The organism is Flagellimonas pelagia (assembly GCF_003584135.1).
In the GTDB taxonomy this organism is placed as follows: Bacteria; Bacteroidota; Bacteroidia; order Flavobacteriales; family Flavobacteriaceae; genus Flagellimonas; species Flagellimonas pelagia.
Genome location: NZ_QXFI01000025.1, coordinates 127,144 through 141,148, shown reverse-complemented (window position 1 = coordinate 141,148; position 14,005 = coordinate 127,144). Strand labels below are relative to the sequence as shown.

The 14,005-nt window shown below is 44.2% G+C and carries 15 protein-coding genes; 13 read left to right on the top strand and 2 right to left on the bottom strand.

Going from position 1 to position 14,005, the window contains the following annotated elements; genetic code table 11:
* Window positions 1-505: 505 nt before the first annotated feature.
* The 13 genes from atpB to D2V05_RS09475 all read left to right on the top strand — a co-directional run bounded on the left by atpB (window position 506) and on the right by D2V05_RS09475 (window position 12,471).
* The gene (gene atpB / locus D2V05_RS09535) at window positions 506-1,600 is read left to right on the top strand and encodes a F0F1 ATP synthase subunit A (protein ID WP_235855428.1); all 1,095 of its coding nucleotides are present in this window, start codon (window positions 506-508) and stop codon (window positions 1,598-1,600) included.
* A gap of 32 nt (window positions 1,601-1,632) precedes the next feature.
* Window positions 1,633-1,824 carry an ATP synthase F0 subunit C gene (gene atpE / locus D2V05_RS09530; RefSeq protein ID WP_053970734.1) on the top strand — a complete coding sequence of 64 codons (192 nt, stop codon included), beginning with the start codon at window positions 1,633-1,635 and terminating at the stop codon, window positions 1,822-1,824.
* Window positions 1,825-1,918: 94 nt separating this feature from the next.
* Entirely contained in the window at window positions 1,919-2,419 is a 501-nt protein-coding gene (locus D2V05_RS09525) for a F0F1 ATP synthase subunit B (protein WP_119647358.1), read from the top strand.
* 6 nt (window positions 2,420-2,425) lie between these two features.
* The gene (atpH, locus tag D2V05_RS09520; protein ID WP_119647357.1) at window positions 2,426-2,965 is read left to right on the top strand and encodes an ATP synthase F1 subunit delta; all 540 of its coding nucleotides are present in this window, start codon (window positions 2,426-2,428) and stop codon (window positions 2,963-2,965) included.
* 2 nt (window positions 2,966-2,967) lie between these two features.
* Entirely contained in the window at window positions 2,968-4,548 is a 1,581-nt protein-coding gene (gene atpA, locus D2V05_RS09515) for a F0F1 ATP synthase subunit alpha (RefSeq protein ID WP_119647356.1), read from the top strand.
* A 75-nt stretch (window positions 4,549-4,623) separates the two neighbouring features.
* Window positions 4,624-5,484, top strand: a complete 861-nt coding sequence (gene atpG, locus D2V05_RS09510) for an ATP synthase F1 subunit gamma (RefSeq protein ID WP_119647355.1) — start codon at window positions 4,624-4,626, stop codon at window positions 5,482-5,484.
* 176 nt (window positions 5,485-5,660) lie between these two features.
* A complete protein-coding gene (locus D2V05_RS09505; protein ID WP_119647354.1) occupies window positions 5,661-7,130 on the top strand; it encodes a lipopolysaccharide biosynthesis protein in 1,470 nt (489 codons plus the stop codon).
* Window positions 7,120-7,554: a dUTP diphosphatase gene (gene dut, locus D2V05_RS09500; RefSeq protein WP_119647353.1), complete on the top strand. Its 435-nt coding sequence runs from the start codon at window positions 7,120-7,122 to the stop codon at window positions 7,552-7,554. The genes D2V05_RS09505 and dut overlap by 11 nt, the downstream gene beginning before the upstream one ends.
* A 90-nt stretch (window positions 7,555-7,644) precedes the next feature.
* A complete protein-coding gene (locus tag D2V05_RS09495) occupies window positions 7,645-8,661 on the top strand; it encodes a sugar phosphate nucleotidyltransferase (protein WP_119647352.1) in 1,017 nt (338 codons plus the stop codon).
* Window positions 8,662-8,700: 39 nt separating this feature from the next.
* Window positions 8,701-9,621 (top strand): tetratricopeptide repeat protein, encoded by a 921-nt coding sequence (locus tag D2V05_RS09490; RefSeq protein ID WP_119647351.1) that lies wholly within the window; start codon window positions 8,701-8,703, stop codon window positions 9,619-9,621.
* Window positions 9,622-9,653: 32 nt separating this feature from the next.
* Entirely contained in the window at window positions 9,654-10,403 is a 750-nt protein-coding gene (gene lolB1, locus D2V05_RS09485; RefSeq protein ID WP_235855427.1) for a lipoprotein insertase outer membrane protein LolB1, read from the top strand.
* Window position 10,404: 1 nt separating this feature from the next.
* Window positions 10,405-11,631 (top strand): murein hydrolase activator EnvC family protein, encoded by a 1,227-nt coding sequence (locus tag D2V05_RS09480; protein WP_119647350.1) that lies wholly within the window; start codon window positions 10,405-10,407, stop codon window positions 11,629-11,631.
* A gap of 3 nt (window positions 11,632-11,634) precedes the next feature.
* Window positions 11,635-12,471, top strand: a complete 837-nt coding sequence (locus D2V05_RS09475) for an aldo/keto reductase (protein ID WP_119647349.1) — start codon at window positions 11,635-11,637, stop codon at window positions 12,469-12,471.
* Between the two features lie 2 nt (window positions 12,472-12,473).
* On the opposite strand, the gene D2V05_RS09470 is transcribed toward D2V05_RS09475, so the two are convergent.
* A complete protein-coding gene (locus tag D2V05_RS09470; protein ID WP_119647348.1) occupies window positions 12,474-12,986 on the bottom strand; it encodes an acyl-CoA thioesterase in 513 nt (170 codons plus the stop codon).
* Between the two features lie 57 nt (window positions 12,987-13,043).
* Complete coding sequence (locus tag D2V05_RS09465) at window positions 13,044-13,988, bottom strand: HU domain-containing protein (protein WP_119647347.1); 945 nt, start codon at window positions 13,986-13,988, stop codon at window positions 13,044-13,046.
* Window positions 13,989-14,005 lie beyond the last annotated feature (17 nt).

The window sequence follows — 14,005 nt, the reverse complement described above, 5'->3', positions numbered from 1 at the left end:
GTCTGACACTCCTTTCTTTTGCCCATTCTTGGGTTTTGCAAAACCAAGGCCTAGACCCGTATGGCAACCAACTGGTAAAAAGTTATGTGTTAAATATGATCATGGCTTCTCTAGTGTTTTTTGCCATCTATTTTTTCAGAGACAAATACCGGGACCTCCTTGGCTTCTTTTTTTTGGGTGGGAGTTTGATAAAATTTGTGCTTTTCTTCATTTTTCTCTATCCGGGGTACAACTTGGATGGCGTTTTGGAACGTGCGGAGTTCCTAGCTTTTTTTGTCCCGTACCTATTTTCCCTTTTTCTGGAAACTTACTTTTTGGTGAAACTGCTTAATACTGTGTGAAAAAGCCCAAGATTTTGGCAAAAAAATCAAAGGCATAAATAATAGTGTAAAAAGCTTTTTTCTTTTGAACAAGGAATGTATTTTTGCACCAATTTTTGAGGACCCATAGTTGCAGTGATATGCGATATTCTTTTGTAAGTAGAAATTTAGTTGCCGTATTCATAATGATTACGGGATTTGTATCGGCCCAAAACCATGAGGGAGAGGAAGTTGAATCCGGCGCCCATGATTTGAAGACCGAAATCAAGGAATATATCGACCACCACCTTCTGGATTCCCATGATTTCACTCTATTTTCCTATACCACGGATGAAGGTGAACACAAGAATATTGGGTTTCCGTTGCCAGTGATCCTGTGGGACAATGGTTTAAAAGTGTTTTCTTCTGCCCAATTGGAGCACGGTGAAGGCGTTGCCGAAGTTGATGGTAATTACTACACCTTATATCATAATAAAATCTACAAAACCGATGCTGAAGGCACCATCAATTTTGGTTCCCATCATGATGAGGAAGTTCATTCTGAGGATGCTTTCGGTGAAAACCTTGTGGTTGAGGATGCCCATCCTTCCAACGAAAAACCCTTGGACCTTTCCATTACCAAAAATGTAGTGTTTATCGCTTTGGTAGGCCTTTTGATGTTTTTGATGTTCCGTTCTGTGGCGGCCAACTATAAGAAAAGCAACATGCCCAAAGGTTTCGGAAGGGCGTTGGAGCCTCTGGTGATCTTCGTCCGTGACGAGATTGCCATTCCCAACATTGGGGAGCACAAGTATAAAAAGTACATGAGCTATTTGTTGACCGTGTTCTTTTTTGTGTGGATCATCAACCTGTTGGGCCTTACCCCACTGGGAGTGAATGTGACCAATAACATTGCGGTTACCTTCGCCCTTGCATTGATCACGTATTTGATTACCACTTTTTCCGGAAACAAGAATTACTGGAAACACATCTTCTGGATGCCGGGTGTTCCTGTTCCCATGAAAATCATTTTGGCCCCTATTGAATTGTTGGGAACCTTCATCAAACCATTTTCATTGATGATTCGTTTGTATGCCAACATTACGGCCGGCCACGTGGTATTGATGAGCATCATCGGGCTCATGTTTATTTTCAAGAACTGGATCGGAAGTCCGTTGTCGTTTGTTCTCGCGTTTACCCTATCCTTATTGGAATTGTTGGTGGCCGCATTGCAAGCGTATATCTTCACCATGTTGTCTGCCCTTTATTTTGGAATGGCAACCGAGGAAGATCATCATTAAGTAAGAACGTTTAATATTTAAATTCATATATCATGACAATTCCAAACATCGTAGGTGCTGGTTTGATCGTAATCGGAGCAGGATTGGGTATCGGTAGAATCGGTGGTCAGGCAATGGAAGCCATTGCTCGTCAACCTGAAGCTTCTGGTAAGATCCAAACTGCCATGTTGATTGCTGCCGCTCTTATTGAAGGTATCGGTTTCGCCGCTCTTTTTGCTGCTTAATCACCGAAAGAAAAAGTGAAGGCCATAGCGGTTGGCTATGGCCCTTCATTTAAAATGATATAGTTTAAAAGATTTAAAAAAACAGTAGAGATACATGGAAAAGTTACTGGAACAGTTTTCCTTAGGGTTGTTTGTATGGCAGTTGATACTCTTCATCGGACTGCTACTTTTGTTGCGCAAGTTCGCATGGAAACCCATTTTGAACGCCGTTGAAAAAAGGGAAGAGGGTATCAAAGGTGCTCTTGAGGCAGCAGAGGCAGCCAAAAAGGAAATGCAGAACGTTACTGCCGATAGCGAAAAGCTGTTGAAAGAAGCGAGAGCAGAAAGGGACACCCTTTTGAAGGAAGCACGCGAGATCAAGGAAGGGATCATTTCCGAGGCTAAAGAACAAGCGCAGGTAGAAGGCGATAAAATGATCAAGCAGGCCCAGGCCACCATCGAAGCCGAGAAGAAAGCTGCTGTTGCCGACATCAAGGCACAAGTTGCCAACCTTTCTGTGGAGATTGCCGAAAAAGTAATCAAAGAAGAACTGTCCAACAAAGACAAACAACTTAAGTTGGTTGATGATATGTTGGGCGATATCAAATTGAACTAAAAGCGCATGAACGAGAACAGGGCAGCCATACGCTACGCAAAGGCAACGTTGGACTACGCAGTGGAGAAGAAAGCGGCAGAGGCCGTGGAAAAGGACATGCGTACCATTGCTGCCACCATTTCCGAGAACAAGGAGCTTCAAGGTCTTTTGGAAAGCCCAATCGTTAAATCGGAAATCAAGAAAAACGTCTTGTTGGAAGTCTTCAAAGATGCCGACGAGATTACCAAAGGCCTCGTGCAGACCATGCTCGACAATAAACGGATCGCCATGTTGCAGGAAGTGGCCTATAAATACATCATCCAATACGAAAAAATGAAAGGTGAGGAAGTGGCCTACGTGACCACCGCTGTTCCTTTGACGCCCGAGTTGGAGAAGAAAATCTTGGACCAAGTGACCAAGGCCACGGGTAACAAAGTCACCATTGAAAACAAGGTCGACGAAAGCATTCTCGGCGGATTTGTGCTAAGAGTGGGCGACACCCAGTACGATGCGAGCATCGCGAACAAGTTGAACGGATTAAAAAGAGAATTTACAAATAGTCTATAAAAATGGCAGGAGTAAAAGCCGCTGAGGTATCAGCAATTTTGAAAAAACAGTTATCAGGTTTCGAGGCGACCGCTTCTTTGGACGAAGTAGGTACCGTATTACAGGTAGGTGACGGTATTGCCCGTGTCTATGGACTTTCCAATGCCCAATATGGGGAATTGGTAGAGTTTGAAGGCGGTATGCAGGGTATCGTTTTGAACCTTGAGGAAGACAACGTTGGTGTGGTATTGTTGGGTCCATCCAAAGAAATTGTGGAAGGTGCCACTGTGAAAAGAACAGAGCGTATCGCATCCATCAACGTTGGCGAAGGAATTGTTGGTCGTGTGATCGACACCCTAGGTACCCCTATTGATGGTAAAGGACCTATTTCTGGTGAAACTGTTGAAATGCCATTGGAAAGAAAAGCTCCTGGTGTAATTTTCAGACAACCGGTAAACGAGCCACTACAGACCGGTATCAAGGCGGTAGACGCCATGATTCCGATCGGTCGTGGACAAAGGGAGTTGGTGATCGGTGATAAGCAAACAGGTAAGACTACGGTTTGTATCGATACCATCTTGAACCAAAAAGAATTTTTTGATGCAGGTCAGCCTGTTTACTGTATCTACGTTGCCGTAGGTCAGAAAGCATCCACTGTAGCTGCTATTGCCAAGACTTTGGAAGACAAAGGTGCTTTGGCCTATACAACCATTGTTGCCGCTAACGCTTCCGATCCTGCACCAATGCAGGTATATGCTCCTTTCGCTGGTGCTGCCATCGGAGAGTATTTTAGGGATACCGGTCGTCCTGCCTTGATCATCTATGATGATTTGTCAAAACAGGCGGTGGCTTACCGTGAGGTATCCTTGTTGTTGAGAAGACCTCCAGGTCGTGAAGCATATCCTGGTGACGTTTTCTACCTTCACTCCAGATTGTTGGAGCGTGCTGCCAAGGTAATTGCCGATGACGATATTGCCAAGAACATGAACGACCTTCCCGAATCTTTGAAATCCAAAGTAAAAGGTGGTGGATCGTTGACCGCTCTTCCAATCATCGAAACCCAAGCAGGTGACGTTTCTGCCTATATCCCAACCAACGTGATCTCCATTACCGATGGTCAGATCTTTTTGGAGCAGGATTTGTTCAACCAAGGGGTTCGTCCTGCGATCAACGTGGGTATCTCCGTATCCCGTGTGGGTGGTTCCGCTCAGATCAAGTCCATGAAAAAAGTGGCCGGTACCTTGAAACTGGACCAGGCCCAGTTCCGTGAATTGGAAGCTTTTGCCAAGTTCGGTTCCGATTTGGATGCCGCTACCTTGAACGTAATCGAAAAAGGACGTAGGAACGTGGAGATCTTGAAACAAGGTCAGAACGATCCCTACACCGTGGAAGATCAGGTGGCCATTATCTTTGCAGGTTCCAAGAACTTGTTGAGGGATGTTCCTGTGAACAAGGTAAAAGAATTTGAAAAAGATTTCTTGGAGTTCTTGAACGCAAAGCACAGGGATGTATTGGATGCCCTTAAGGCCGGTAAATTGACCGATGAGGTAACCGATACCCTGACCGCTGTTTGCAAAGATCTTTCAAGTAAGTATAAGGCATAACAATTGTCATTCCTGTGAAAGCAGGAATCCATAAAAATAAGATTCCGCATCAAGTGCGGAATGACAAAATAGAATATGGCGAATCTAAAGGAAATACGGAATAGGATTTCATCCATCGGCTCAACGATGCAGATTACCAGTGCCATGAAAATGGTGTCTGCCGCAAAGTTGAAAAAGGCCCAGGATGCCATCACGGCCATGCGCCCTTATGCGGATAAGCTAACGGAACTTCTTCAAGGTCTGAGCGCCAGCTTGGACGGCGATGGAGGTAGTATTTTTGCCGAAAATAGGGCCGTGAACAAAGTTTTGGTGGTGGCCATCACCTCAAACAGAGGGCTTTGTGGAGCATTCAATTCCAACATCATCAAACAATGCAATACGTTGGTTGCCGAAACCTATGTCGGTAAGCAGGTAGATTTTCTGTCCATAGGTAAAAAAGGAAACGACATCCTTCGAAAAAAGAACACCATTGTGGCCAACCACAGCAAAGTGTTTGATGATTTGACCTTTGACCATGTTGCCGAAATCGCAGAGTTTTTGATGGAGCAATTCACCGTGGGGAATTATGACAAGATTGAACTGGTGTACAACAAGTTCAAGAATGCCGCTACCCAAATTGTGATGACGGAGCAGTTTTTGCCTATCGTGAGCATGGAAGGAGATGCCTCCAAGGCTGCCGACTATATTTTTGAACCATCCAAAGTAGAGATTGTTAAGGAATTGATTCCCAAATCCTTGAAGACCCAATTGTACAAGGCTATCAGGGATTCTTTCGCCAGTGAGCACGGTGCCCGTATGACGGCTATGCACAAAGCTACCGACAACGCCAAAGATCTAAGGGACCAATTGAAATTGACCTATAACAAGGCCCGCCAGGCCGCCATTACCAATGAGATTTTGGAAATTGTTGGTGGAGCGGAAGCGTTGAACAATTAGGCCGATAGTAATGAGGCCAAATATTCATATGCCTAAGCTTTGAACGGTTAATCCCAAGAACGTATAAAACAAATAAGGCTTCCTTCGGGTGGCCTTTTTATTTTTCTGCCATGGTGGATAAAGGCTTTTACGTAACTTGTAGCCACCTAAACAAGGATTAAAAGAACACGCACCGATTGAATCCGTTAAAGAGGCTCTTTAAGCAGACTTTTATCTATGGCCTGGCCACAGTAATGCCAAGGGTCATTTCTTTCTTCTTGTTGCCGCTATACACTGCTGTGTTCGAAAATGCATCGGGTTACGGACAGTATACCAACATTTATGCTTGGATTGCTATTTTCAATGTATTCTTGGCTTATGGAATGGAAACCGCTTTTTTCCGTTTTTATCACAAGAGTGAGGATAGGGACAAGGTCGTTTCCACATCGTTGATATCCCTTTTGGCCTCTTCCTTGGGCTTTTTGATTTTTGCCCTTGCCGTAAAACAATGGTTGTCGTCCGTAACCGATATCAACCCGGATTACCTCAAGTTTACCACCTACATTTTGGTTTTGGATGCCTTGGTCATCGTTCCCTTTGCTTTGCTAAGGGCCAACGAAAAACCCATGCGGTATGCCATTTTAAAAACATTGAATGTGGCCATCAACTTGGGATTCAATGTATTTTTCCTTTTGATGCTTCCTGAAATGGCTGAACAATCGGGAGCAGGATTCTTTGCCTCCATCTACAAACCCAATTGGGAAATCCATTATGTATTGATCTCCAACGTGATTGCCAGTGGCATTACGCTGTTGATGTTGCTTCCGATGTATTTCAAGGCATCGTACAAATTCGATTCCATCCTTTGGAAACAGATGATGAAATATGCCGGGCCAGTAATGGTCGCGGGTATTGCCTTTACCATAAACGAAGTGCTGGACAAGATTCTGTTGACCCAATTGTTGCCTTCGGATATTGCCGAAGCAGAAGTGGGCAAATATGGGGCCTGTTATAAATTGGCCCTGTTCATGACCCTTTTTGGTACCGCATTCCGAATGGGAGTGGAGCCTTTTTTCTTCAGTCATGCCAAAACCGAGAAACCTCAGAAAACCTATGCCCAGATCACCAATTATTTTGTGATTTTGGGTAGCATTATTCTGCTGGGGGTCATCGCCTTCGTGGATGTTTTGGGCAAATTGCTGTTGAACAATCCCGTGTATTGGGAGGCATTGGATGTAGTTCCCTTGATTCTTTTGGGCAGTTTCTGCCTAGGCATCTATCACAACCTATCCGTTTGGTACAAGGTAACGGACCAAACCAAGTTTGGCGCCTATATTTCATCTATCGGCGCACTGATCACCTTGATCATCAACATCGGATTCATTTCCAAATTTGGATATATGGCTTCGGCCTGGGCGACTTTGGCCGCCTATGGCAGCATGATGCTTTTGTCCTATTACTTTGGAAGAAAGTACTACCCCATACCGTACAACATGCGCAAAATTCTGTTCTATCTTACGGTTTCCATTGTGTTTTCTATCCTGTCCTTCTATGTTTTTAATAGAAATTTAATAGCAGGCAGCATACTACTTTTGCTATTTTTGGGGTTAGTGTATAAGATGGAGGGGGATAAATTAAAAAGCATTTTTTTAAAGCGTGGAAATTAAAATCATCAATAGATCTGGGCACACATTGCCCCATTATGAAACGTTGGCATCAGCAGGTATGGACCTTAGGGCCAATCTGGAAGAACCAATTGTTTTGAAACCTCTGGAAAGAGCCATAGTACCAACCGGTATTTTTATGGAATTACCCATAGGATATGAAGCCCAAGTAAGACCTCGCAGCGGATTGGCAGCCAAAAAAGGCATCACGGTTTTGAATGCTCCCGGCACCATCGATGCCGATTATCGTGGAGAAGTGGGTGTAATCTTGGCCAATATCTCTTCTGAGGACTTTGTAGTTGAAAACGGAGAACGTATTGCCCAACTCGTCATCGCCAAACATGAACGTGCCGTTTGGGTAGAAGTGGATGCCCTCTCTGATACGGCAAGAGGTGAAGGAGGCTTTGGGAGTACCGGCACGAAATAAGAATGGAATTGTCAGGTCGAGCGCAGTCGAGGCCTCTTTATAAAAAAGTATAACCATTAAAGGACACCTGCCTTCGCAGGTGTGTAACATATGAAAATAATCGTACCCATGGCGGGAAGAGGATCCCGTTTAAGACCACATACCTTAACCATTCCCAAACCATTGATTCCTGTGGCTGGGAAACCTATCGTTCATCGTTTGGTGAGCGATATTGCCAAAGTGTTGGGAGAGCCCATTACGGAGGTTGCCTTTATTTTGGGAGAGCCAGCCTTTTTCGGCGACGATGTGGTGGAAAGTTTGATGCAACTGGCAGCTGAACTGGGGGCCAAAGGTTCCATTTACCGTCAGGACCAACCCTTGGGTACTGGTCACGCCATTATGAGTGCCAAAGAATCCTTGAGTGGGCCTGCCGTGATTGCCTACGCCGACACCTTGATCAGGGCCGATTTCGATTTGGATAAAACTGCCGATAGTGTTATTTGGGTGAAGCAGGTCGATAGACCCGAAGCATATGGCGTAGTAAAATTGAACGGGGACTCCGAAATTGTGGAATTGGTTGAAAAGCCTAAGGAGTTTATTTCCGACTTGGCCGTAATCGGAATCTATTACTTCAAGGACGTGAGCGTGCTTAGAAATGAACTACAACATGTCCTCGATAATGATATTACCAATGGAGGGGAATACCAGATCAATGATGGTATCAAAAGGATGATGGAAAAGGGCATGAAATTTGTTCCAGGTAAGGTGGACGAATGGATGGATTGCGGCAACAAAAATGTGACCGTGGAAACCAATCAGAGGATGTTGGGCTTTTTGGAAAGGGAAGGCGAAAATATGATCTCGGATTCCGTGACGCTCGAAAATGCCAACATCATCGAGCCATGTTATATTGGTGAAAACGTGGTACTTAAAAATACCACGGTTGGGCCTTATGTGTCCATTGGGAACAATACCGTTTTGGAAAACTCGACCGTAAAGAACAGCATCATCCAAAACGAAAGTAAAATTTACAATGCCAACCTCGATAACGCCATGATCGGCAATTATGTGGTTTTTAATGGTAATTTTGAGTCTATTAGCATTGGGGATTATTCCGTTTTGGAATAACTTCGATACGATTTTTGAACAGATGGGGACCTGAATCATATGAAAAGGATTTTTTTTCTTTGGATGGGAGTTGCAGTGTCAGCAATGACATGGAACACCTCCTATGCCCAAGAAGAACAGGAAAGTGCCGAGGTGTATCTGGAAGAATATACCGATGAGTTTCAAGAAAACTTTTTTGAGGCACTCAAGCAAAAAGGCATCCAAAACTACGACCGCGCCATTGATCTGTTCTTAAAATGTAAACAGTTGGATTCCAATGACGATGTGGTGGACTACGAATTGTCCAAAGCGTATTTGCTGGACAAGAAATTCGTTCAGGCCCAGGAATATGCCATTGAAGCGCTTCTTGCCGAACCTTCGGATTATTGGTATTTGGACAATTTGGTTTCCGTGTTGGAACAACAAGGAAGTCCTTTGGAAACCATCAAGGCACAGATTCCATATGAAAACCAAAAGTTGAAGGAAAACCTGGCGTTGTGCTATTTCAAAAGAAAGCAATATGCCGATGCCCAAAAAATCTTGAAGGAATTGAACAATTCACCTTTGGCATTGGAATTGGGGCGAAAAATCAATGATTCCATCCAAGGGGAAAAGGGAAAAACCGCTGTTCCGGTTGTGCAACAAGAAGAAAGGAATACAGATGACCCTGTTGCCAAGTTGCGGACGCAGTTGGAGAAACTGTTGGCCGCTTCGGATTATAAGAATGCCTTGACCGTATCCAAGGAGGCGTTGGACACGTATCCGTTACAGCCCTATTTTTATTTTGCCTATGGCACTGCCCTTAACAATACTTCCAATGCCAATAAGGCCATTGAGGTTTTGGAGAGTGGTCTCGATTATCTTTTGGAAGACGGACCTTTGCAGAACAATATGTACAGGGAACTTTCAAAAGCGTATGCCAAAATTGGTAACACCCAAAAAGCGAACGAATATTTGAACAAGATAAATTCCGGATTATGATGATGAAGCGAAGAGTCAAATATGTTAGAACCATGGGAATGCTACTTCTCGTGCTTACCCTAGGAGCTTGTAAAAGCACCAAATCCGTTACTGGAGGCGAAGCGGATGCCAGGCTGTCCGCAAAAAATATCATCAACAACCATTATACCAACCAACCCCGTTTTAAAACGTTGAGTGGGAGGGTGAAGATTGATTATACCAACGGAGACGAGTCACAGGGAGTGAATGTTAGTTTGAGGATGGAAAAGGACAAGGTAATCTGGATGAGTGCCCCTCTCGGAGTGGTCAAGGCCCACATTACACCGGATAAGGTTTCTTTCTACAACAAGTTGGAAAACGAATACTTCGATGGTGATTTTAGTTATTTAAGCCATTTGTTGGGCACGGACCTCGATTTTGAAAAAGTACAGAACCTGTTGTTGGGCAATGCCGTAATGGATTTGAGAAAGGAAAAGTACAACTCCGAGATTTATGACGGCAACTACCAACTAAAGCCCAAAAATGCCCAGGAGCTTTTTAAAATCTTGTTCCAATTGGAACCGAAAAACTTCAAGATTGCGACCCAAGAAATTTCACAGCCTGAAAAAGCAAGACAGTTGAGCGCAAAATATACCTATCAGGATATTTCAGGGAACGTGTTGCCCGATGAAATCCTGATTACGGCCGAGGAAGCTGGGGAGTTGACCAAGATCGACCTTAGTTTTCGTAACCTGGAACTGAACAAACCCATGAATTTCCCTTACAAAGTGCCTAAAGGATTTGACAAAATTACATTAAAGTAATATGAAAGGTAAAATTTCATATTGTTTTTATTTTCTTATACTTACGATTTTTATATCGCAAAATTCCTTTGCCCAGACCAGCGAACAGAAATCCTTGGAGGCCAAACGGGAACGTCTTCAGGAGGAAATCAAGGAAATCAACCGTTTGCTCTTTGCCGAAAGGAAGGAAAAGGGGACCGTTTTGGATCAAATGGAGGCTTTGGACAATAAGATCAACGTTCGACAAGAGCTTATTCGGGTCACCAACCAGCAATCCAATCTGCTCAATCGGCAGATCAATGTCAACATCAGGAACATCAGTAAATTAAGAGAGGATCTCAAGCTGCTTAAAGAAGATTATGCCAACCTGATCCAAAAGACCTATCAGAACAAATCGCAGAGCAATAGATTGATGTTCCTTCTTTCCGCCGAAAATTTCTTTCAGGCATTCAAGCGTTTCCAGTACATGCAACAATATGCCAAGCACCGGAAGAAACAGGGGGAGAATATCATCAAAAAGACAGAGGAATTGACCCAATTAAATCAAGATTTGGTACGCCAGCGTAAAGAAAAAGAGCAACTGTTGGCAGAAAACACCAAGGCGAAGAATGAACTTTCCAAAGAAATTGAATCCCAAAGAAGCCTTTTAACGAGCATCAAGCAGAATGAGGCCAAATACACTGCCGCTATCTCCGAAAAGCAAAAGGAGGCCCGTAAAATTGACCGTGAGATAGAACGATTGATCAAGAGTGCAATCGCTAGTTCAAATAAAAGTTCGGGCAAGTCCACAAGCAGCGCCACTTTTGCTTTAACGCCAGAGTCCAAATTGGTCGCCGATAACTTTTCGGCCAACAAAGGAAGGCTCATTTGGCCTGTGGAAAAGGGTATCAAAAGCCAAGGTTATGGGGTATATGCTGACAAACTGTATCCGGGCATCAAACATCAGAACAACGGGGTTACCATCACCACCGACAAAGGCAGCAAGGCCAGGGCCATTTTTGAGGGAGAGGTCATTGCCATCCTTTCTGTTCCCGGAGGAAACAAAGGGGTTCAGGTAAAGCACGGAAACTACATCAGCACCTATTATAACCTATCCACGTTGTATGTAAAAAAAGGGGACAAGGTTACTGCAAAGGATATCTTGGGTGAAATAGATACCAATCGGTTTGATGGCACTACCAAATTGAAGTTTTATCTTTATAAAGATTCCAATCGCTTGAATCCTGAGGATTGGATCTATCAACTATAGCTTATGAAAAAAATTACAGATTTGCGGGGGACTTTTGAACTGCACAACGGGGTCCAGATGCCGTATTTTGGGTTGGGCGTATATCTATCCAAAGATGGAAGCGAAGTGATCCACGCCGTTAAAGATGCCTTGGACCATGGCTATCGCCATATTGATACCGCTGCTATATATAATAATGAGGAAGGAGTGGGAACCGGTATCAAGGAAAGTTCTGTGGACCGAAAGGACGTTTTTCTCGTCAGTAAGGTCTGGAACACGGACCAAGGATACGATTCCACCCTAAAAGCCTTCGAGGCTAGTTTGGAACGACTGGGAACCGATTATTTGGATCTTTATCTGATCCATTGGCCCAAAGGCGATTTATCGAAGGAAACCTGGAAGGCAATGGAAAGACTTTACAAAGAGAAACGGGTAAGATCCATTGGGGTCAGTAATTTTTTGCAACACCATTTGGAAGATCTATTGACTTCCGTAGAAATTGTTCCTATGGTGAACCAAATGGAGTTCCATCCGTATTTGGTGCAACAAAAGCTGTTGGATTTTTGTAACGCCAATCGTATTCAATACGAAGCTTGGTCCCCATTGATGCAGGGTAATATCTTTGATTTGGACATCATGAAGGATTTGGCCGCCAAATACAACAAGACCATTGCACAGATCGTATTGCGATGGGACCTCCAAAAGGGTGTGATCACCATTCCCAAATCGTCCAAAAAGGAACGCATTATTGCCAATGCAGATCTGTTCGATTTTGAGATCAGCGACGAGGATGTAAAACTGCTGGATAGCCTGGACAGGGGCAAACGATTTGGTCCGGACCCTGACAACTTCAATTTTTAGTATTAGGACATGAACAAGGCCTTCAGTTCCGTGGCATCTGAAGGCTTTAATTTGCCGGCCAGCACCAAGCTCAATTGCTTTCTTCGGAGTGCTGCGGCAAACCGTTCCTTCTCCAAATCGGTTTCGGGCTCCAAAGGTGGAACTTCGGTGGGTTTTCCGGTATCATCCACCGCTACGAAGGTATAAATGGCCTCATTGGCCTTAGTACGCTCTCCCGTAAAGCGATCCTCGATCCACACATCAATAAAGATTTCCATAGAGGTTTTGAAGGCACGGGAAACCGCAGCTTCCACGGTGACTACGCTACCCAAGGGGACGGCACGGTTGAAGGCCACATGGTTTACCGAAGCGGTCACCGTAATCCTCCGGCTGTGTCTTCTGGCCGAAATACTGGCCGCTCGATCCATACGGGCCAGTAGTTCCCCTCCAAAAAGATTGTTGAGAGGATTGGTTTCACTGGGCAGGACCAAATCGGTCATGATGGTTCGTGATTCACTTGGAGTTTTAGCGCGCATACCTATACATTTTGCGCAAAGATATTGAAGTGGGGAATGGTTTTAAAAAAACGGGGATTATTTCTCGGAAAGCAACCAGGCGTCCCTTGAATCTGTTGCCTTTACCTTTTTCAGAAAGGCAAGGGCTTCCTTGGGGTCGTCAAAGCTGTCGTAGGCCACTTGGTGGAGACCATAACGGTTCACACCCAAATAAAAGGCATTGAATCCTTTTTCCTTGAGCTGGGCCACTTTTTTCTCGGCGTTCTGTTCTTCACGAAAGGCACCAGCAATCACATGGTGCTTGCCCAGATGCCGTTTGGTCACCTCAATGTTTACGGCCGGCAGTTCCAATGGTGCACTTTCAAAGAAAGTGGCTTCTTGGATCAAGCGGGAAACTTCTTGTTGGGCATCCTGTTGCGCGGCAACCTGTTTTTGTTGAAGATCTCCGTAAGTACGATAACCGGTTACCCCTAATGAAACGGCTAACAAAATAACCGCGGCATATTTCAACCAAGGTCTGAACGAAGTGGTTTCCCTAACCTCTGGAGTGATGATGAAAGGAATTTTTTCTTCCAGTTCCTGTACTTCTTCTTTTAGCACTTCACGCTGGATGGGCGTAGCGGCAAAGGAAGAGAGTCCGAAAGATGAGGTAAGAAAATTGATCTTGTTCTCTGGTTGAAACTGGATTTTTTGATCTCTATTGTGGAAAAGTTTACCGATACCATATAGTTCGATGCTCTCCCCTTGGCTCAATCTGGTGTTCCAATCTTTGGAAACATCTTCTACTTCCTGCAACATTTCCTCATATCCCAACTTTTTTTCCTTGGCAATATGGGACACTAAAAGTCCATCATTCTTGGAAAGTTGAGCATTAAAGGATATGGTCTTGGAAGGAGGGATCAAGGCATTGGTGGCCTTGTCAATTTCCGCGGATTTACCATGTGCCAAGAAAGCCCCAAAACCAGGTACTACGACACAATTATACTCGAACAACAATTTTTCTATGTAAGAATCAATCCGCATAGCCACAAATATTGTAA